12 protein-coding genes are annotated in these 19,722 nt (G+C 62.5%); 5 read left to right on the top strand and 7 right to left on the bottom strand.

From position 1 onward, the window contains the following. Positions 1 to 2 precede the first annotated feature (2 nt). Genes BV106_RS14320 through BV106_RS14310 form a run of 3 tightly spaced genes read left to right on the top strand, consistent with a single transcriptional unit; the run spans position 3 to position 3,879 of the window. Positions 3 to 1,286, top strand: coding sequence for an MFS transporter (locus BV106_RS14320; RefSeq protein ID WP_038165705.1), 1,284 nt, complete (start codon positions 3 to 5; stop codon positions 1,284 to 1,286). 25 nt (positions 1,287 to 1,311) lie between these two features. Beyond that, entirely contained in the window at positions 1,312 to 2,436 is a 1,125-nt protein-coding gene (locus tag BV106_RS14315; RefSeq protein WP_051945821.1) for a zinc-binding dehydrogenase, read from the top strand. A gap of 24 nt (positions 2,437 to 2,460) precedes the next feature. After that, on the top strand, positions 2,461 to 3,879 hold the full coding sequence (locus tag BV106_RS14310) for an aldehyde dehydrogenase family protein (RefSeq protein WP_038165702.1): 1,419 nt from the start codon (positions 2,461 to 2,463) through the stop codon (positions 3,877 to 3,879). A 481-nt stretch (positions 3,880 to 4,360) separates the two neighbouring features. Here BV106_RS14310 and BV106_RS14305 read toward each other — a convergent pair whose 3' ends face one another. The 4 genes from BV106_RS14305 to BV106_RS14290 all read right to left on the bottom strand — a co-directional run bounded on the left by BV106_RS14305 (position 4,361) and on the right by BV106_RS14290 (position 9,016). Beyond that, positions 4,361 to 6,898: a tetratricopeptide repeat protein gene (locus BV106_RS14305; protein ID WP_038165701.1), complete on the bottom strand. Its 2,538-nt coding sequence runs from the start codon at positions 6,896 to 6,898 to the stop codon at positions 4,361 to 4,363. A gap of 24 nt (positions 6,899 to 6,922) precedes the next feature. Further along, entirely contained in the window at positions 6,923 to 7,405 is a 483-nt protein-coding gene (locus BV106_RS14300; RefSeq protein ID WP_051945819.1) for a biopolymer transporter ExbD, read from the bottom strand. A gap of 101 nt (positions 7,406 to 7,506) precedes the next feature. Further along, positions 7,507 to 8,394 carry a MotA/TolQ/ExbB proton channel family protein gene (locus tag BV106_RS14295; protein WP_038165700.1) on the bottom strand — a complete coding sequence of 296 codons (888 nt, stop codon included), beginning with the start codon at positions 8,392 to 8,394 and terminating at the stop codon, positions 7,507 to 7,509. 67 nt (positions 8,395 to 8,461) lie between these two features. After that, a complete protein-coding gene (locus BV106_RS14290; protein ID WP_051945817.1) occupies positions 8,462 to 9,016 on the bottom strand; it encodes a HupE/UreJ family protein in 555 nt (184 codons plus the stop codon). A gap of 144 nt (positions 9,017 to 9,160) precedes the next feature. Here BV106_RS14290 and BV106_RS14285 point away from each other — a divergent pair, with 144 nt between their 5' ends. Together BV106_RS14285 and BV106_RS14280 are read left to right on the top strand one after the other, a co-directional pair. After that, positions 9,161 to 10,321: a sialidase family protein gene (locus tag BV106_RS14285; RefSeq protein WP_051945816.1), complete on the top strand. Its 1,161-nt coding sequence runs from the start codon at positions 9,161 to 9,163 to the stop codon at positions 10,319 to 10,321. Next, a complete protein-coding gene (locus BV106_RS14280; protein ID WP_038165698.1) occupies positions 10,318 to 11,520 on the top strand; it encodes an AGE family epimerase/isomerase in 1,203 nt (400 codons plus the stop codon). The genes BV106_RS14285 and BV106_RS14280 overlap by 4 nt, the downstream gene beginning before the upstream one ends. A 652-nt stretch (positions 11,521 to 12,172) precedes the next feature. On the opposite strand, the gene BV106_RS14275 is transcribed toward BV106_RS14280, so the two are convergent. The 3 genes from BV106_RS14275 to BV106_RS14265 are packed head-to-tail and all read right to left on the bottom strand — an operon-like array spanning position 12,173 to position 19,719. Next, positions 12,173 to 13,129: a hypothetical protein gene (locus tag BV106_RS14275; RefSeq protein ID WP_051945814.1), complete on the bottom strand. Its 957-nt coding sequence runs from the start codon at positions 13,127 to 13,129 to the stop codon at positions 12,173 to 12,175. A 48-nt stretch (positions 13,130 to 13,177) separates the two neighbouring features. After that, complete coding sequence (locus BV106_RS14270; RefSeq protein ID WP_051945812.1) at positions 13,178 to 15,568, bottom strand: hypothetical protein; 2,391 nt, start codon at positions 15,566 to 15,568, stop codon at positions 13,178 to 13,180. Between the two features lie 11 nt (positions 15,569 to 15,579). Beyond that, a complete protein-coding gene (locus BV106_RS14265) occupies positions 15,580 to 19,719 on the bottom strand; it encodes a DUF4175 family protein (RefSeq protein WP_038165696.1) in 4,140 nt (1,379 codons plus the stop codon). Positions 19,720 to 19,722: the final 3 nt, after the last annotated feature.

Here is a 19,722-nt window from a genome sequence, read left to right as displayed (position 1 = left end):
CCATGGCCGCCGCTGTATCTCATCAGGACCCCGCCTTCCGCCGTGCCCAAAAGCGCGTGCTCGGGGCGGTGATGTTCTGCTATTTCTTCTACTACACCGGACGGCAGACCTTCGGGTTTGCCATTCCGGGCATTCAGGCAGAGCTCGGGCTGGACAAGCAGACACTGGGCTGGGTGAGCGCCGGCATGCTCTGGGCCTATGCCGTAGGGCAGGCCATCAATGGCAATCTGGGCGATCGCTTCGGCGGACGCCGGATGATGAGCCTGGGCACGGTGCTTTCATTCGTACTGAACTGGGTCACCAGCTTTGGCACCGGACTCAAATCGCTGGCCATCGCCTGGAGCGCCAACGGACTGGCCCAGAGCATGGGCTGGGCTCCGGGCAGTCGTCTGGTGGCGAACTGGTTTGGCACTCATGAGCGCGGCAAGGCCTTTGGTTTCTACCTGCTCTCCGCCGGCCTCTCCTCCGTGCTGTCCTACGTCACCTCCCTGTTGATTCTGGACGTGCTGCACCTGAGCTGGCGCTGGATCTTCCGTCTGCCAGTGATCCTCATGCTCCTTGGGGGTGTGGCGGTGTGGTTGCTGGCCCGAGACCGGCCCGCAAAGCTCGGGTTCGCGGACTTTACCGACGAGAAGAAGGCGGACGGCACGCCCGCCCCCACGGTCACCGGCGAAACGTCCTGGCAGCGCTACCGGGCCGCGCTGGGCAGTGCCAAGCTCATGCTCGCCGGCCTGGCCATCGGCTTCCAGAGTTCCGTGCGCTACGGGCTCCTCATCTGGGTGCCCGTCTATTTCCTAGGTCCCGATTTTAAAAGCAACCCCGCCGGGAAATGGATCAGTATCGCCCTGCCGGTGGGCATGGCGCTCGGGGCCGTGGCGACAGGCTGGATCTCCGACCGGTTCTGCGGCTCCCGTCGCTCCGGCATCATCGCCACCTTCATGGGCCTGGCCGCCGTCACCGCCATGGGCATGTACCTGCTCCCCAAAGGGCACTGGCTGGGGCTGCCCGTCCTGTTTCTGTGCGGTTTCTTTGCCTATGGACCTCAGGCGGCCTTCTGGGCTCTGGCTCCCGACCTGCTGGGCCGCGCCCGTGCCGGCACGGCCGTGGGAGTGATCAACTGTTTTGCCTACGCCATGGCCGGTCTGGGTGAGCCCTTCATCGGCTGGATGGTCCAGCACAACCCCTTTGCCACCATCCCGGGAGTCGAAAACACCACCCTCGTCTTTCCGATTGTCTCGGTCTTCGCGGTTTGCAGCGCGCTGCTGGCCCTGCTTATCCGCCGCTGAACTGCCTGACATCCTTTTGCAACCTATGAGTGCCACCCTTCATCCCACCCGTTCTCCGGCCCCGGCCGGCTCAAGAAAGTCTCGCCGCGCATCGAAGGCCCGCGTTCAGTTGTTTCATGGCCCCTCCCGCAGTTTCGAGCTTCACGAGCAGGCTCTGCCCAAGCATCTGGGCGAGGGGGAGGTGCTGGTGGAGATCTCGCTGGCCACCATCTGCGGCTCTGACCTCCATACCATCGACGGCCGTCGCTCCGCCCCGGTCCCGTGCGTCCTGGGTCACGAGGCAGTGGGGGTGGTGGTGGAAAGCAGTCGTCAGGGCATCGTGCCCGGTGCCCGGGTGACCTGGAGCCTGGCCGACAGCTGCAGCCATTGCCGGGCCTGTGCGTCGTGGCACCTGCCCCAGAAGTGTGATCACCTCTTCAAATATGGTCACGCCGCATTGAGTGATGGCACGGGCCTCAATGGCTGCTATGCGACCCACATCCTGCTGCGCCCCGGCACGGCCGTGTTGGAGGTGCCGGACACGCTGCCGGATGCCGTGGTCGCCCCGGCCAACTGTGCCCTGGCCACTGTGGTCAGCGCACTCGCCCAGTTGCCCTTTCCCTGTCGCTCCGCTTGGGTGCAGGGCGGTGGATTGCTCGGACTCTATGCCTGTGCATGGCTGCGTCACCAGGGTGTGCAGCAGGTCTATTGCTCAGACATCCAACCCCAACGGCTGGATCTCGTCGCCGACTTCGGCGGTATACCCGTTCTCGGTGATGATGCAAACTGGGGCCGCTCCCGGGAGCGCATGCAACAGGAGTGCCCCGGCGGGGTAGACTTGGTCGTGGAGGTGACCGGCTCGGCATCCGTGGTCCCACCGGGGGTGCAAATGCTCCGCCCCGGTGGCATGTATGTGTGGGCGGGCATGGTCCACCCGGAGACGGTACTCCAGCTTACCGGTGAGGCCGTCATTCGCAAATGCCTCACCATCCGTGGCATGCACAACTACTCCCCGCTGCACCTGGCGGAGGGGCTCAATTTCCTCGAATCGACCCTGCACCAGCTGCCCTACGACAAGCTGGTCAGCCCGGCCCAGCCGCTTGCCTCCCTGGAGGAGGCGGTCTCCCTCACGCGATCCCGGGGCTGGCAGCGTGTCGCTGTGAGACCTTGAACCTGATCCTACCAACAATCTCCCTTGAATCTCGAACTCCCCTCTTATCTGGCGGGCGTCGCCACGCAGTCGGACGACCGTCTTGAAGTCTTCAACCCCTGGGACGGCAGCCGGGTCGGCAGCGTGGCCCGGATCACGCGTAGCCAGCTCGATGAAGTCATTGCCACGCATCTGGCTCCACATGTGCCGCTCACCCGGTATGAACGGGCGACCATCCTGAACCGTGCCCATGTCTTGCTCAACGACCGACGCGAAGAGCTTGCGCAGATCATCACCCGGGAAGCGGGTCTCTGCCTGAAGGAGACACGGTATGAGGTGGGCCGTGCTTGTGATGTCTTCTCATTCGCCGCCATGGAGGCGCTTCGCGATGACGGGCAGACATTCTCCTGCGACATCTCGCCCACGGGCAAAGCGCGGAAGATCTTCACGCACCGTGAACCGTTGTCTCTGGTAGCCGCAATCACTCCCTTCAACCATCCTCTCAATCAGGTGGCGCACAAGCTGGCCCCGGCCATTGCAGCGGGAGCCCCCATCATCCTCAAACCTTCAGAGAAGACACCGCTCACGGCGGCCCGTCTGGCTGAAGTGCTCTACGAGGCAGGATTGCCAGGGTGGATGCTCAGCGTCGTGCATGGCTCGCTGGAAGAGGTCACCACGCCGCTCATTCAAGATGAACGCGTGGAGCTGGTCACCTTCACCGGCAGCGCGTCCGTCGGCAAGAAGATCGCCGCCACCGCCGGCTACAAGAAGCTCTGCCTGGAACTTGGAGGGCATTCTCCGATGATCATCCTGGAGGACGCAGATCTTGATCTTGCCGCGAAGCTGGCCTGTGAAGGCAGCTTCCGCAACAGCGGCCAGCGCTGCACCGCGGTCCGTCGACTGCTGGTGCATGAGAAGGTGATCCAGGAGTTCACTGCCCGGTTCGTGAAGCTGGCCGCGACCTATATTCACGGGGATCCAGCGGAGGAATCCACCGTCGTGGGCACCGTCATCGACGAGCCTGCGGCCATCGCATTGGAACGGGCCTTGCAGGAGGCCACGGGCAAGGGAGCCACCGTGCTTCTCGGCGGGGTCCGCCAGGGTGCCCAGATGGCCCCGACCATCCTCGCGAATGTGCCGAGGTCGGCCTACCTCGCCACCAACGAGTGCTTCGGCCCTCTGGCACCGATCTTCCCTGTGAAGGACCTGGATGACGCCCTGGAGTTTTCCAACGCCACCCCATACGGACTCTCCAGTGCCATCGTCACGAACTCCATGGATGCGGTGATCAAGACGGTCAAGACGCTGAAAGTCGGCACCGTGAATGTGAACGAGATTCCGGGTTATCGCCTTGAACTCTCCCCGTTTGGCGGCGTGAAAGACAGCGGCCTGGGGATCAAGGAGGGGGTGATCGAGGCGATGAAATTCATGACGACGGTGAAGACGTTTTCATTGCCGTGGTAGGGGCATTGGACTGAGTGGGGGAGCCTATCTTGAGGACCGCACGCATCCTGCGTGCAGTTCTCGGCATCCTGCCGGGAACGTCAGGCGACATGGTGCTGCGGGTGCAAGCTACCAAGGCGGTGGCTGTGATCCTCCGCTCGCAGTTCCTCCCTCACCCTCCGGCATCACAAGCCTGTAGCCGCGCCCTCTTACTCACCTCGCCCAACACCTGAGCGCGCAGCGCTTTTGGGACTGCGGCGAGTATCGCCGCTTTGGCGGACCTAGTGATGTCCTCATACCCAATCACATAAGCAGAGGAATTGGGCGGGCCGCGACGTCACAGCGCGTCCCTATCCCCATGCCATCCAGCCTCCATTCGCTCCTGCTATTCGCTGGCGAAAGCGGTGTCAAGTCACCAGCACACCAAGACGCTGGCGCGAGGTTGGATGTACCAAACGATGCCAAAGACTCACGTCAGAGGCACCGCCAAGTCCCCTTGCCCTTACGCTTCCTTGTCCTTGATCCGGCCCTTGGGAACGAAGTTCGGGTACTTGGTCTTGATCTGGTCCCTCAGTGAGCTGGCTTTGTCTTTCTGGCCCAGCTTGTCCAGCGCTTCAGCGGCCTTGTGAGCGGCCTCCGGAGTGATCTCGGGATCGACGAACACCTGGCTCACCACCACGTAGTTTCCTGCAGCTTTCTGCCAGGCAGCCTTGGCACCGTCAAGGTCACCGCCAGGGGCGGCCACTTCGCCACGCACCATGAAGATGTCCCCCTGAAGCAGCTGCAACTGGGCGTGCAGACGGCCCTCTTTCATGATCTGGAGTCCTTCAATCGCACAGGCATCAGCCTCGTCCAGACTCTTCTTGCCCAGGAGAGCGTGCCCCTTGGTCAGGAGCGCCTTCGCACGGCTGGCCCCTTCCGGAGTCTGCGCGAGATAGAAGTCGAGCGCGCGGATGGCGGCATCATAGCTGCCATTCTCCAGCTCGGCCATGCCGAGGTAGTTCCACACAATGCCCTGCGTGCCGGAGGGATTGTCAGGAGTGGTCGCCTTCACCAGGTACTTGGCGGCGGCCTTGAAGTTGTCGCGCTTGAAGTAGCGCTCGCCCAGCCAGGCCAGGATGGCCGGGGAGATGCTCGCGGTCTCACGCACTTCGTAGTACTTGTCGATCTCCTTGGAAAGACCATCCACGTCTTCCCGCAGGGTCTGGCAGGAGATGAGCAACTGGCTGGCTTCGTCCAGGTACTTCTTGGGATCCTGCTCAATGGCCTTGCGCAGGGGCTCAATGGCCTTGCCGTAGCCTTCACGTGTCTTCAGATCGAAGTAACCGCGGCCGATGCGATACCAGCACTCGGCGGCGGCCGGAGTCGCGGGAAAGGTCTTCACCAGCGTCTCAAAATCCGTGATCATCCCGGGGAAATCACGCAGGCGGGATTTGATGTCCCCACTCTGATAGTAGGCCATTTCCAGTGCTGGATGCCCGCGGAAGTCCTTGATGATCACCGTGAAGTCCGCCAGCGCTTTGTCGAAGGAGGGAATGCCCTTGTAGGAGATCCCCCGCTGGGCCAGGGCCACGGGCAGGTTGGCATCCTTGGGAAACTCCTGGATGAACATTGTCAGCGTGTTGACCGCATCCGTGTACTTGCCGGCCTCGGCCTCGGCAAAGCCCTTCTTGTAGATCACCGTGGCGCGCACCTTGTTGGGCACCTTGCTCACGTCCAGCCCGGAGAACGCGGCGGCCGCCTGCTTGTACTCGGCCTTGCTGAACCACCAGTCGGCGCGGATGAGCCGGGACATCAGCAGGTACTCATGACCCGGGAACTTCGTGGCGTAGCGTTCCTCGAACCGCTCTGCGAAGATGGGCATGTCCTTGTCATTCAGCTGGAAGAAGCACACCAGCTTCTGATAGCCGGCCTCAAGGGCCTCCTTGGTGTCGGGGTGGTTCTTCTCGATGACGAGGAAGGTGTCCACCGCCTGGCGGTACATCTGCTTGTTCTTGTAGGCATTGCCCACGATGAGCAGCATCTTGCCCTGCAAGTCTTCCGGAGCCAGCACGGTGGCGTTCTTCGTGTACGTGTCAATGGCACCGTCATAGTCGCCCTTGACGTAGTTTCCTTGAATCAAGCCGTACACCGCCACGCCCTTCTTGTCAGAGGGCAGATCCTTCAGAGCGAGGGCCCGCTCGAAATTCTTGAGCGCCTGCTCCGGCTTGTTGAGGTCGTTGTAGAGCAAACCCGAGCGCAGAAGGGCGTCGCCCAGCACCTTGTCATCCTTGGCGTCGGCAATGATCTCAAGGTAGGTCGCGATGGCATCTTCCTTCTTGCCCAGTTCACTGGAGCCCAAGGCCACTTCCTGAAGGGCAAACTCGCGATTCTGCAAATCGCCCCCCTTCACACCCGCCACCACCTTGAAGGCGGTGAGCGCTTTTTCCTTCTGGTTGGAGTACTTGTAGCAGAGGGCCTTGTTGAAGACGGAACCCAGCTTGAAATCCACGTTCGTGCCCAGCTTCTCGGCGATCTCAAAGAAGGTCGCCCCCTTGGCGTAGTCCTTGGCGTTGTAGGAGAACATGCCCATGCGGTAGGCCGCAAGGCCAGCGCTGTCAGTCCGCGGGAAGCGGGTCAGCACCTCATTGTAGCAGCGCTTCGCGTCGTCGTTCTGCTTCGTCTTGTAGTAGCACTCGCCCAGACGGAACCAAGCCTCTGCCCCATGCCGCCCCAACGGGTAATTCGTGACGTAGTCCGTGTAGGGCTTGATGGCCAGCTTGTAGTCCTGCTGGTTGTAGGTCAGCGTCGCGTAGTCGTACAGGTCCTCATCCGGTCCGGGCACCCGGCCTGGATCCACTGCAGGCGTAGCCCGGGGTGGAGCCTGTGGCGTCTCCACAGGGATGGCCCGGGGTGCGGCACCCGGCTCAGCAATGGGCACTGCCCGAGGCACTGCCTGCCCCAAGGCCGTGGCTTGGAATCCGGTCGAACCCACCCCCACCCCCATGGCGAGGCTGGCGATGACAAGACCGGTGGAACGAACCAGGGCTGGGGCTTTCATGAAAATTCTGGAAATAGACGCGCGCTACAAGGCGGTGGAGGCAGCTGCCGAAGGGGCGGGGGCTGAGGGCGGCGCACCGCCTGGGGCATCGGATTCTGGTGGTCGCGTCGCAAAAGAGACGTTCCAAATGCCCGCTTTCTGGCAGACATCCAAGACATTAATGGTGAACTTGTAGAGACTGTTCTCGTCACTGCGCAGGATCACCGCCTGATCCTTCTGCACACTGGCGATCAATTTGAGCTTGTTCAGGAGCTGCTCTTCCGTGAGCGTCTGCCCTTCCATGGTGATGGTGCCGTCCTTTTTGACGTTGACCACGATCTCACCGTAGGTCCGGTCGGTGTTCTCCTTGCCTTCCTCGGCAGCAGGCACAGCGATCTCGATCTCTGTCTCCTGCTTGGCGAAGTTCATCGTGATGATGAAGAACAGAAGGAGGAGCAAAAGGATGTCGATCAGGGGAGCCAACTGCAGGGGAATGGGCTCGATCTTGCTGACGTTGCGGAATTTCATGCGTTCGATCCTATTTATGGGCCTCAGGCGGCACCGGGGTTCCAATCACCTCGACGTGCCGTCTCCTGCGCTGTGAGGGCCCGGCGCAGGCCGGAATCTGATCAGAGCGCGGGGATTTCCGTGTGCGCGCCGTGCCCGGCGGAGGCAGCGGCCGAGCGGGAAGCAGCGGCGCGAGCAGCACGCTTGTACTGGGCGGAAAGCAGGGCCATGAGGTGGGTGCTGGCAGATTCCAGCTCCGACACGAGGCGCTGGGCCTTGCCACGCAGCATGGCGTAGATCATGAGGGCTGGGATACCGATGATGAGACCGGCAGCCGTACAGAAAAGAGCTTCATACACCCCAGTAGCCACGCCCACGGCCTGGCTACCCGCAAACTGCGTGTGGGAGATCTGGTTGAAGGAGGTGATCAGACCAAACACCGTGCCCAGCAGTCCCATCATGGGGGCAATAGAGCCCACGTCGCCCAAGTAGGAGATGCGCTGAAGGATCAGGCTCGCCTGACGGCTACCCTCGGCCTCGGTCACCTCGCGCACTTCGTCGAAGCTCGCGGTCGGGTTCTTGGTGGCAAAGTCCAGCGCCTTGGCCGTGACCCGGGCCACGCACTCATTGCGACGGTTGCAGACGGCCAACAGGCCCAGGTAGTCCTGCTTGCGGATCAGGGCGTCCGCAGAGTTCATGAAGGCATCGCTCACGACGGCATTTTGGCGGATGGTGAAGCCGTTGAAGAAGATGAGCGCCAGGGTGAAAAGCGAGAGCACCACCATGGGGTAAAACAGAAGCCCCATTTTGTGTTTGATGTTGCCGATGCCACCATCGAGCGCCGACGCCTGTGCCCCAGGTGGAATCGTCCCTGGTGCCGAGGAGGTGATCACCGGAGCAGCTGCCCCTGGCTGGCCTCCCCCGGTTGACTGGGCCTGCAAAGAAGCCAGCGGCAGACCGAGCATCAGCCACAGTACGGAGAGGGTCAAAAGGACGTTTTTGGGACGCATCGCCCGGCAAAATATGGGCATCCAAGCGTTTTGCAAACCTTTACCATGCGGCGGTGTGAGACAGTCCTCAGGCGGCCATGCGCATGACAGCCCAGCTCAGCCCCAGCGCTCCGATCGCCAGGGAACCGGGAATGGTGACCGCCTTCCGGTACCACCCGCGCTCCCAATACCGGCCAAACAACGCAAATGCCACAGCCAGAACTGCAAGCTGGCCCAACTCCACTCCCAAATTCAGCCCCAGCACCGCCACCAGAGGATCATTCAGGGGGATGCCCGACTCCACAAAGGCCCCGGCGAAGCCGAAACCGTGGACGAGGCCGAACACGACCACCACCAGCGGTCGCCAGCGGCTCAAATCTTTCATCACGAGGTTTTCCACCGCGATGAAGGCGATGCTGAGGGCGATCAAGATCTCCACCGGTCGGTCCGGCAGGGTGACCAAACCACACAGCGCCAAAGCCAGCGTGAGGGAGTGTGCCAGGGTGAACAGGGTGACCTGCCACAACAATGAACCCACCTCCCGGCACATCAGGAACAGTCCCAGCACGAACAGAACGTGGTCCGGCCCTTCCGGCACGATGTGGTGGAAACCCGAGATCAGGCAGTGGAGGAAGGTATCCATGTTTGGGGGCCGGAGCGCCCCAGCTTTCGCCTCAGTCGCCCCGGGCTTCAAGCTCAAGCCATCATTTCGCGCCCGCCGCTTGTATGCAGGTAAGACAGGCAGACCAAGCTTTCCTGGCGGTCACGGTGGCTACAATGTTGTCCCATGCGCTTCCCCTTGATTTCAAGACTCGCCTGCGTCGTTGCCTTGGCCAGCGGTCCGCTCAACGCAGCGGCACCCGATCATACGGTCGTCTTCACGAAGGGTGAGAGCGGCTACGGCGGCATCCGCATCCCCGCTCTGCTGGTCACACAGAAGGGCACGCTGCTGGCATTTGCTGAAGGCAGGCGCACGCTCGGTGACCAGTCGGCCAACGACATCATCCTGAAACGCAGCACCGATGGCGGATCAACGTGGTCAGCCCTGCAGGTGGTGCAGGATGATGGCGACCATTCTCTGAACAACCCGGTGCCGGTGCAAGATGCCCGGACGGGACGGGTGTTCGTCATGTTCCAGCGTTATCCTGCCGGGCTCTCCGAGTTCAACAAGGGGCTACAGCCGGGAGTCACCGGTGAGGCCATCGTGAAGAACCTGCTCATGACGTCTGACGATGAGGGGGCGACTTGGTCTGCGCCCCAAGACATCACCGCGACGACGAAGCGCGCGGAGAAGGTCACGACTCTTGCCAGCGGTCCTGGCATCGGCATCCAACTCATCGCGGGATCCCATGCTGGCCGGTTGATCGTCCCCTTCAATGAGGGACCAGCCGGTCAGTGGAACGTCTATGCCGTATACAGTGATGATGGCGGGAAAACCTGGCAGATGGGCAACAACGCGCCGGGAGCCACTGCCCCCAACGCCAAGGGACAAATGGTGAGCCGCGTCAACGAAGTGCAGATGGCAGAACTGTCCGACGGCAGCGTCATGCTCAACACGCGGGACGAGCATCGCACCTCCGACTGCCGGAAGACAGCCGTCAGCAAGGATGGCGGAGTGACCTGGTCTGATGTCTATGAAGTGCCTCAGCTCCCCGCTCCGCCCTGTGCCGCCTCGCTTCTCCGCTATGACGCTGGTCACCTCCTCTATTCCGGCCCCGACAGCACGAAGCAGCGTCACCGGGGCGCCGTGCAGCTCAGCACGGACGACGGAAAGACCTGGTCCGCCAAGAGACTCCTTGAACCCGAATGGTTCGCCTACTCCACCCTCGCCCGACTGCCCGACGGGCGCGTGGGCTGTCTCTATGAAACCGGCGAAAAGGGAGCCTACGAAGTTATCCGGCTCGCGAGGTTCGAGCTGGGCTGGATCACCGCCTCCCCCGCCCCATGAGCTCCGGCACACCAGCGGATCCCGGGCATCACGAGCGGCTCCGCACGCTCTATCGGCAGACCCTGGTCAACGATGTCCTGCCTTTCTGGCTGAAACACGGCCTCGATCATGAACATGGAGGCCTCATCACCTCCCTTGATCGGGACGGCCGCATCCTCGACACCGACAAGAGCATCTGGTTCCAGGGTCGGGCAGGCTGGATGTTCGCCACCCTCCATCAACACCTCGAACCCAGGGCAGATTGGCTCGAAGCCGCCCAATCCTGCGTGAGCTTTCTGGACCGGTACGGCTACAGCGCTGGCGACCGGCGCAAGATGTACTTCACCACCACGCGCGACGGCCAACCCTTGCGCATGCGCCGCTACGCTTTCAGCGAGTCGTTTGCCGCCATCGCCCACGCCGCGCTGGCACGAGCCACCGGCAGTGACGACGCCGCCTCCGCCGCAGAACGTGACTTCGCCAGTTATTTGCACCTTGCCTTTGAGCCCGGTGCGGTGACGCCCAAGGTCAATCCTGAGACGCGCCCCATGCTCGGCATCGGCCCGCTCATGATTGGCATCGCCACCGCGCAGGAGTTGCGGGCGAATCTGGGTGATCAGTCCATCTCCGGCCGTACGCCCACGGAGTGGATCAATCACTTCATTGGCACGATTGAGCGTCTATTCTTCAAGCCGGAGCTTGCGGTGTTGATGGAAACAGTCGCCCCGGATGGCAGCATCATCGATCACTTTGACGGCCGCACGCTGAACCCCGGTCATGCCATCGAGTGCGCGTGGTTCATCCTGCATGAAGGCCGCCTGCGGAACGACCAAACGCTCGTGCAACTGGGGCTCCAGATTCTGAACTGCATGTGGGAGCGAGGTTGGGACAAGGAACACGGCGGACTCTTTTATTTCCGCGATCTTCACGGGCTGCCGGTGCAGGAGTACTGGCACGACATGAAATTCTGGTGGCCTCATTGTGAAGCCATCATTGCCACCCTCATGGCCTGGAAAGCCACCGGCGATGAGAAGTACGCCCGCTGGCACCAGCAGGTGCATGACTGGAGCTTTGCTCACTTCCCGGATGCCCAGCACGGCGAGTGGTATGGCTACTTGCACCGGGATGGCACGCCGTCAGTGAGGCTGAAGGGGAATTTATGGAAAGGGCCGTTTCATCTGCCGCGGATGTTGTGGTTATGTGGGGAGATGTTGGGATGATGCGGATGCCGCCAGGCCTCTGACCTCGAAGGCTGGGAAGGCATACTCTTATCTGCACGCCCCTCCACCTGGACGCGAAGCATCTTTGGAGTGCGCGCGGGAACCGCCGCTTTGGCTACGCCCTGTGACGGCTAGAACCCTTCGCAACCCACCGAAGCCAACACGTCCCTTTCAGGCTGCCTACGCCTGCAACAGGACCGGCGCTTCCCCTCTGCCCAAGCGATACCAATGGCGGTCGTAGTTGACGACGTAAGGAGACACAAACTTTCCGGTCTATTGCGCAGTGGCTGACGGAGGGATCAAAGGGCCAAGGTATCCGCTGGAACATGCGGCAACAGGGTGTTGGGAGGTTGGATGTCTACTGCGTTATGATTGCTGCAGACGCTTCATTTAGTGTCTCCTCACGTCGTCAACTACATCGGTGTTGGTTGCTTTTTGGCAGAGGGAAGATGGTGTGAGCTTGCGAGGCGTAGGCAGGCAGATTTGACGGAACGTTCTCGCGCGCGACAGCGTTTAGGCCGCTTACGTGCCGCAAGCCGCCATAGGAGTCCTCCGGGGTTGGGCTTTTGGCCGCATCCTCTTCGAGGAAGAGCTTCGACTGAGGCAAACTGAAGTTTGAACTACGAACAATTCCCGACAGCCGCAGCCCTCCTCAACTATCCCCCGCGGTCTCATAGATCTTCGCGATCTCCAGCAGCAACTTCTCCAACTCCGCATAATAAACATCCGCGGCCATCGCCCCTTTCTTTGCTCTCAACGCTTCGACGCTGCGCTCCAGTTCGTCCCGGTGTTTCCGCACTTCCTCGGTCATCAACGCATCATCGGGACTCAGCAGGAGGCTCCACTGCTTTGCCACCTGACCGTCAGGAATTTTGCCATCTGCCGGGGCCTTGGCGAACCTCAGGCCGTCGAAGGCATCGGCGCGGCTGCCGACTCCGTCACCGTTGTCTTCCAGAAGAGCATGCTCTGTGGCGAGTCTTCCCTCAGTCGCAAAGAACCGGTCCACCTGCTTGGACGCCCATAAGAACGCCTCCAGCAGAGACACCTGCCCATCCTGATCGAGATCGGGTTCCGGCGACCCGCTTACGGCCTCGGCAAAGAACTGGCCGAAGCGGGTGTAGAACACCTCGTCTGCGCTCTTGGTGGCGCTGATCAACACCCGCTTGGCTCCTGCCAGGGACTTCAGAAAGGGTGCGCTGGAGGAGGCGGTCTGAATCACGGCCACCTCGCCCACCAGAGGCTTCATCCAGGTCGCCAGTTCCTGCGGGGTGAGATCGGGACCGCGAAGATTGAACTTGGCCTCCCGGCCATCAAAGGTGCCATGGCCGATCAACACCACCCAGACGGGCTGGTCCGGGGACTTGGCAGCAGTCTCCACCCATTGTTTCATCAAACTCAGGTCCGGCTTTTCCTTTTGCTCAGGCGAAACTCCGACCACTTCACAGGCCACCCTGGCCTTTTCACAGGCTTTCTTCCATGAGTCCGCCTCCTTCTCAAACCGGGGCTTGTACTCCGCAGCGCCTTCCGCCCCCATCACCACCAGCACCCGCAGATCTCTCGGCGCTGGCACGAGTTCGGCAGCCGCAAGCGTCCCCGCTGCAGCAGTCATCAGGAATGGCAAAAGTCGTTTCATCGATCGATCCAAACACCTCATGGGTTATCTCCAGCCCTGACGGCGGCGCATCCACCATTCCGTACCCAGCAGGGCCACCACCAGGAGCAGCAGCCACCATTGATTCCAGAGCGGTTCACTGCGAATCTCCATCATCGGCATGGCTGACTGGGGCAGCTCCGCGGCCCAGGCATCAAGTTCCTCCGGCTGCAGCACGCGGCCGCCGGACCACTGGGCGATCTTTTCCAACAATGGCCGGTTGGGTGTGAGGGAGGCAAATTCCGCTGCGGCCGGATTGAGCGCCCAGCCGGTGGTGCTTTCCCCCAATACTGCGCCAGTGCTGTCCTGTACTGTGGTCTTCACTCGGTAGGCCCCCGCCCGGCTGGCATGCGAGGCCGCCTCGAAGAGTCCCGCTTCGGCGCTGGAAGGTTCGGCCGCGAGATTGAGCTTGGTGCCGTCCGGTTCTGCGATCTCCACTTTCACACTCGCATCATCCTGGGGGCGAAAAGCCTTGTCCCGCACCCGCACCTGCGGCGTCACCAGTTCATGTGAGCCCCCCGCCGTCACGGGTACGGCCAGATCCACGCGATCCGTCACATCCACCACCAGCCAGCGCAGCATCTGCCGCCAGGCCTTATCCATGTCCGTGTGAGACTCGGGGTCACGCATGCCCCACCGCCACACATCGCCCACCATCACCGCCGCCACCCGGCCGTTGCCATAGCGCTGCACGACCCAGGCGGGATGGGATTTCCTCGCACCATCAGTCACCGTGGCCAGGACGCTGGCCCCTGGTTTGATCGCGGTGGTCTGGTTCACGGAGAAGAAGGGCGGCATGTTGGCCAGACGGCTCTCCTCATCCCCCTCCACACTGCGCAGACGCATCCAGGGCTCCAGCCAACCCTCACGGGTGAGATTGAAGGCGGCATCCTGCACCGGTCCCGCCGGGCCGGATCCGGCCGCATCCAGATAAACAGGGAGCATGCGCCCCACCGGGGTATGATCGTACTTGCCCAGGCGGAAGCTCTCCTGTCCGCCCAGCATGAGCAGGCTGCCGCCACGAACACTCACAAACTTCTCCAGCAGGTCCATCTGCTCCTGGGTGAAAAACTCCGCCTCCACATCATCCAGAATGACGGCGCGGAAGGAGCCAAACAACTCCTCCGAGGTTCGCGGAAACCCATCCGCCAGCTCCTTCTTGTCGCTGATGCCCAGCCGGACCAGCACAGGCTGGTCATAGCGCTGGGCCTCCTCCTGTCCCTCACCACGGAAGCCGCGGAAGAGTGGGTTCGACGTCTCCCCCTCCCGGCCCCGCCACTGGAACTTGGGCTCCCGGCGGGCCATGCGGATCAGGCTCACCAGCTTCACCTCGTTGTCCAGCTCCAGCGCCCGGCGCATGAACTTGTATTCCCAATTGGGCCGCCCGCCCACATAGAGCACCCGGTAAGGGCCAGTCTTCCGGTCCACGGCAATGGTGCGCCGGTTGTTCTCCAGAGTGGTCTCGCCAGCAGCGGAGGTCAGCTTGGTTTCATCGTCCAAAGCGCCCGTGGCTGCGGAACGCACCACCATCACGTTGTAGAAGGACAGCCCCGTTTTGGAGGGTCGGAAACGCGCCTGGAAAACATGATCCACCGCACCGGCAGGAAGCAGGTGCTTCTCCGTCACCACCACCTTGCCAGCCTCATCACGCACCACCAGACTTAGCTCCTCCTTCTCGAAGCCACGGGCCGAGACACGCGCACTCACGGCCACGGGCGAGTCTTCAAAGGGTGTCTGGGTGACATCCACACTCTGGAGGGCCAGATCTTTAGGGGCCTCTTTCAACCCTTGCACCACAGGGAAGACCGGCACCCCAGGCTTGGAGGCCAGCAGGGTCTCCAGTTTCGCCGCGTCCGTCGCATTGCCATCGGTGAAGACCACCACGGCTGCGACAGGCTGTTTCTCAAAGCGCTTCAGGAGCGCCTCCAGGCTGGTCACCAGAGCAGATCGCGTGGCCCCGAAGGTCCGCGTCCCAAGGTCCGCCCGGTCGTGCAGGCGGTCGTCAAACGAGAAGCCCTGCACCCGAAACACATCCTCCAGTTGTTTCCACCATCCCGTGGGAGCCACCGCCCCGGCCTCCACGCCAGGGATCAGGCCGACAGGTTTCCCGGTCGCTGGATCCTTCAGACCGAGGCTCGCACTGTCATCTGCCAGAATCAGGACATCATTCTCCCCTTTCTTCGCCGTCTGCGTCACAGACATGGGCTCCAGCAGCGCCAGCAGAAGCAGGATGAACACGGCAATTTTACACGCCCATCCCGCCAGCTTCCGAGACGGATGCGTCGTGGCCTGGCGGTAGCTGTAGATCAGCGCCACGAGTGCCGCCAACGCAATGCCCCCGGCCACCCACGGCCAGATGCCTTCCCAACCCTGCCAGACCCAACCCTTGTGCTCCATGCTCGTGTGAATCAGTTGCCTCCCCCGAGTTCAGTGTAATAACGGCGCACCTGCTCGCGGTAGCGGTGCGGTACTGGATCGCGATCCAGAGGTGCCAGCGGATTGGCGGACTCCTTGCGCGCCAGTTCCTCCATCACCCGGTCCCGGAGTTCCGCCAGCGGCTGTACAATCTGCATGCGCACCTGGTCGCTCTGCGGCGGCAGATCATTGCGGCGGGAGTCCACCCTCAGATTGCGCGCATTGTCCTGCACCCGGGCCGCCTGCTCACGCAGTTCTTGCGAGGAAAGAGCTTCTTCGACCCGGCGCAAACGATCGGCCCACCCCTCGTAGTTGGCACCGGTGATGGCGCTGTCATTGGCCTGCTCTTCGGGCTGGTCAAAGAACCAACCGCCCTCACCTCCTCCACCAGCATCCCCGGCGGACGATTCCCCACCTCCACCGCCCATGGCACCACCACCCCGCCGACTGCCACCGCGGGGCGAGCCGTCTGCCACCTGACCCGGCTGACCGGCGCGCTGCCCCTGACCTTGTCCTTGCCCCTGTCCCTGACCAGGGTTCGAGGAACTCTGCTGTCCTCCTTGCGGAGACGGCTGCCCTTGGCCTTGTCCTTGTCCCTGACCTTGGCCGCTTTGCGTACCAGCCATCTGCCCCTGTCCTGGACTTTGCCCCTGCTGGCCCTGGCCTTCGCCTTGTCCTTGCCCTGGCTCCTGTCCCTGACCCTGACCCTGCCCTGGAGATTGTCCGGGCTGTTGGCCGGGTGTCTGCCCCTGGCCCTTGCCCTGCCCTTGCGACGGTTCGTTGGCCGCCATTTGCTGCCCCTGACCCTGGCCCTGCCCGGGTTGATCGCTCTTCTCCTGGCCTTGCCTCTGCCCTTGGCCCGGCTCCTCTCCAGGTTGTTGGCCCGATCCTGGTTGCTGGCCTTTCTCACCAGGTTGGGCTTGGGCAGTCTTGGCCTCTTTGGCGGGATCTTGAGACGGACTGTCTCCCGTGCCCTGTTCTCCTCCCGGAGTCTTCCCGTCCCCTTCTTTCTTGTCAGACTGTTCACCAGCGCCAACCTTCCCCGCTTGCGCGGTTTGCGCGTTGTTTCCTGGTGCCTGCTTGGCATCGCCCTGAGCCTGGCCTTCCTTCTGTGACTGAGGCTCGCCCCGGTTGGCATCACGGGAGGCTTCCTCCAGCAGCTTGTCCAGCTCCGCCCGGGCCATGCGCAGGGATTCGGTCTCACTGCCCAGCACGCTCTCGGCCGCCTTGTCCACACTCTGCTTCAGGTCTTCAATGCCTTTGGCAGCTTTGCGCTCCTGCACCTGCGCATCCGCCAGGCGTCCATACTGCACCTGATCGCGCGCCTCACCCAGCGCATCCTCAATGCCCGCAGAGTGAGCCTTGCGCATGGCATCATGCAGAGCGGTGGAAAGCAGCGGCTCAGAAGGCTCTGCCTGCTCGCTCAACTGGCGCATCTGCTCCATCAGCTTTTCCAGGGACTCCCGCTGGGCCTCCGCCTGGCGTGACACCTGGTTGGCCTGGAGGCGTTCCTTGAGCTCATCCACCTGGTCTTTGGATTCTCGGCCTTTGCCATTCTTCTGGTCCTGGGGTGCAGCCTGTTCAGCAATCTGCTCCGCCAGCTTCTCCTGCTGACTGGCCAGATTCGCCGTGTCCTGCTTGAGTTGTTTCATCTCATCCGCAAATCGACGGGCCGTGCGTTCACGAAACTCGTCCCGCACCTTCTCCAGATTTTCCTGCGCCTTGGTGGCCGCGCTGGCGGCACTGCCAGTCTGCTGCTGCGCCAGTTGATCCGCAGCCTCCCGCACCTGTTCACGGGCCTGGTCCAGCTGCTCCCGCTCCTGGGCCATGTTCGCCTGGTTCTCCGGCCGGTCCATGCGTTCCTTAAGATCATCCACATCTTTGAGGAGCTGTTCCTGTTCTTCCTGCAACCGCTTGAGCTGCTGTTCCAGCTCCTGCTTCTGCTCCTCCGTCTTGGCCTGCTGGAGTTGGTTCTCCACCTCCTTGATCTTTTCTGCCAGCGCCTCCTGACGCCGGGCCAGTTCCTTCAGGCGGGCCAGCACTTGCAGATTCTCCTGCTGCTCTGCGGTCTTCTCTTCACCCGCGGCTTTTTCCTCCTCGTACCGTTTCTCCTGCTGTTTCAGCTCAAGCTGCATGAGCTGACGCTCCTCGGACTGGCTGGAGGCTCCGGAAGACTCCTGCTGTTGATTGCGCATCACCCGATGTTCCCTGCTCTGCGCGCGATTCAGCGCCTCCAGGGCCCGACGTTCCGGAGTCAGCGCTGTTGTGTTGGCCTGGAGATCCTTCTTCTCAATCCCTTGGTGCAGGGTCTTCACCGCCTCCTGCATGGCCTTGTGCGCATCGGTCAACGCCGTCTTCACCTCTTCATCTTCCGCCTCGCCGATGGCTTCCTCCGTCTGCTGGCGAGCGATCTCCTGGGATTCATGGAGCACGCCCATGTCCTTCTCCAGTTGGTCAAACTTCTTCCCCGCGCCCGCGGTGCGCACCACCTTCCACGTGGCATTGAGCACCTCCTTCTGCAGCTTGCCCAGCTTCGTGGCCGGGGAGCCACCACCGCCCTCTCCGCCTTCACCTCCGGGCGGGGCTTCCCCTTCGCGGAAGATGTCCTCAAAGTGCCGCACCTCGGCAAAGAACATGTCACTCTGCGTGCGGCGCACCTGACCTCCCGGGGCCGCATCCTCCGCCCAGACATAGTAGGAGAGCAACTGCCGAGGCTCTGCCTTGAGGGACTCCATCTCCATCATGGTTTTCAGCTCGTGGTGTTTCTTGCCTTCCAGCTTGTCACCAGAGAGCAGCACCTCGCGTTCCTGATCCCCCAGCATGAAGACCGCCCCGGCGCGGCGCACGCCCAGATCATCCCACACCTTGGCCTCAAGCGGCATCTCCTGAATGGGAGACACGGCGAGGTCGCGCTTCGGAAAGACGATCTCCACCTTGGGCGGCTGATCGGCCAGAATGTTTACCTTGAACCACGGCGGCTGTTTGTTGGAGCGCTCCTGTGCATCCACCAGATGCAGCCGGTACTTCTGCGTGGCCTCCGGCGTCATGGTGCCCTCCAGCATCAGCGGATCATCCTTGGCCGGCACGAGCGGCACACTCTGCTTGTCCTCGCCGTACAGCTCCGCTTGCGCCACCGGCTTGTTCACCTTGATGCGGAACTTCACCTGGGAGCCCTCCAGCGCGGTGACATTCTGCGTCTTCTTCACCTCCTTCACCGGCTGGCCGGAATAGGCCGGCGGGGTGATGATGGCGTCAGACTGCACCAGTTCAGGGTGCACATAGGTCGTGATGCGAAAGACGGGCGAGGACTGCGTCCCATACGCCACACGGTAGAAGCTGTCCTTGTCCACCTTCGTGATCACGCCACCGAAGGCAGAGGCCTCGACCCCCGCCTTCATAGGCACCCGTTGCAGCTCCTGCTCCCCGACCGCATCCGCACTCACCACGATCGCCGCATTCTCAGGCACGCCGCCTTTGAAACGGGCCTCCACCACCAGGCGGGTCCCGCGTTCCACCTCGGCATCACCGGGGCGAACCTCCACTTCCAGTTGGGCTGGCGGCACCTCGACCGGGGCCTGCGGGGTCGCCTTCGCCACCACCGGGGCAGGTCGCAGCCGGGGCAGCAACACCAGCATCTGCAGCGCCACCAGGGCCAGCACGGAGATCATGCCGAGACTCTTCCACCACATCATCTGCTGGCGGCGGCGTTTGCCCATCCAGTCGTGCGCAATCCCGTGCCGCACGGCATCCTTCACCACCTTCTCATGCAGGTAGCGGGAAAGCGCGGCGTCATCCGGCTTCTCCAGCGCCGTGAGCAGGGCAGCCTGCAGCTCGGGATGTTCTTCCTCGATCCCCCGTGCCAGGTCCAGCAGATCCACCGGACGGCGCGAGATCCACCACCAGCCTCCCGCCACGATCAGGATCAGCCCGGCATACGCCGCCAACGGCACCAGCACCTTGTTGGAGCCGCTCAGCGCCGGCACCGGCAGCAACCCCAGCCAGTAGAGAGTCAAGGCCGCCGTGGCCACGGCACACACCGTGGCGAGAAACTTGTACCCGCGAACCGTGCGCTCCGCCTCGATGAGAGGTTCGAACCGCCTGGCGAGCAAGTGGGGCACAGAGGGCGTTTTCATGGC

Source organism: Verrucomicrobium sp. BvORR106, assembly GCF_000739655.1.
Classification (GTDB): Bacteria; Verrucomicrobiota; Verrucomicrobiia; order Verrucomicrobiales; family Verrucomicrobiaceae; genus Verrucomicrobium.
This window is presented reverse-complemented; position numbering and strand designations above follow the sequence as displayed.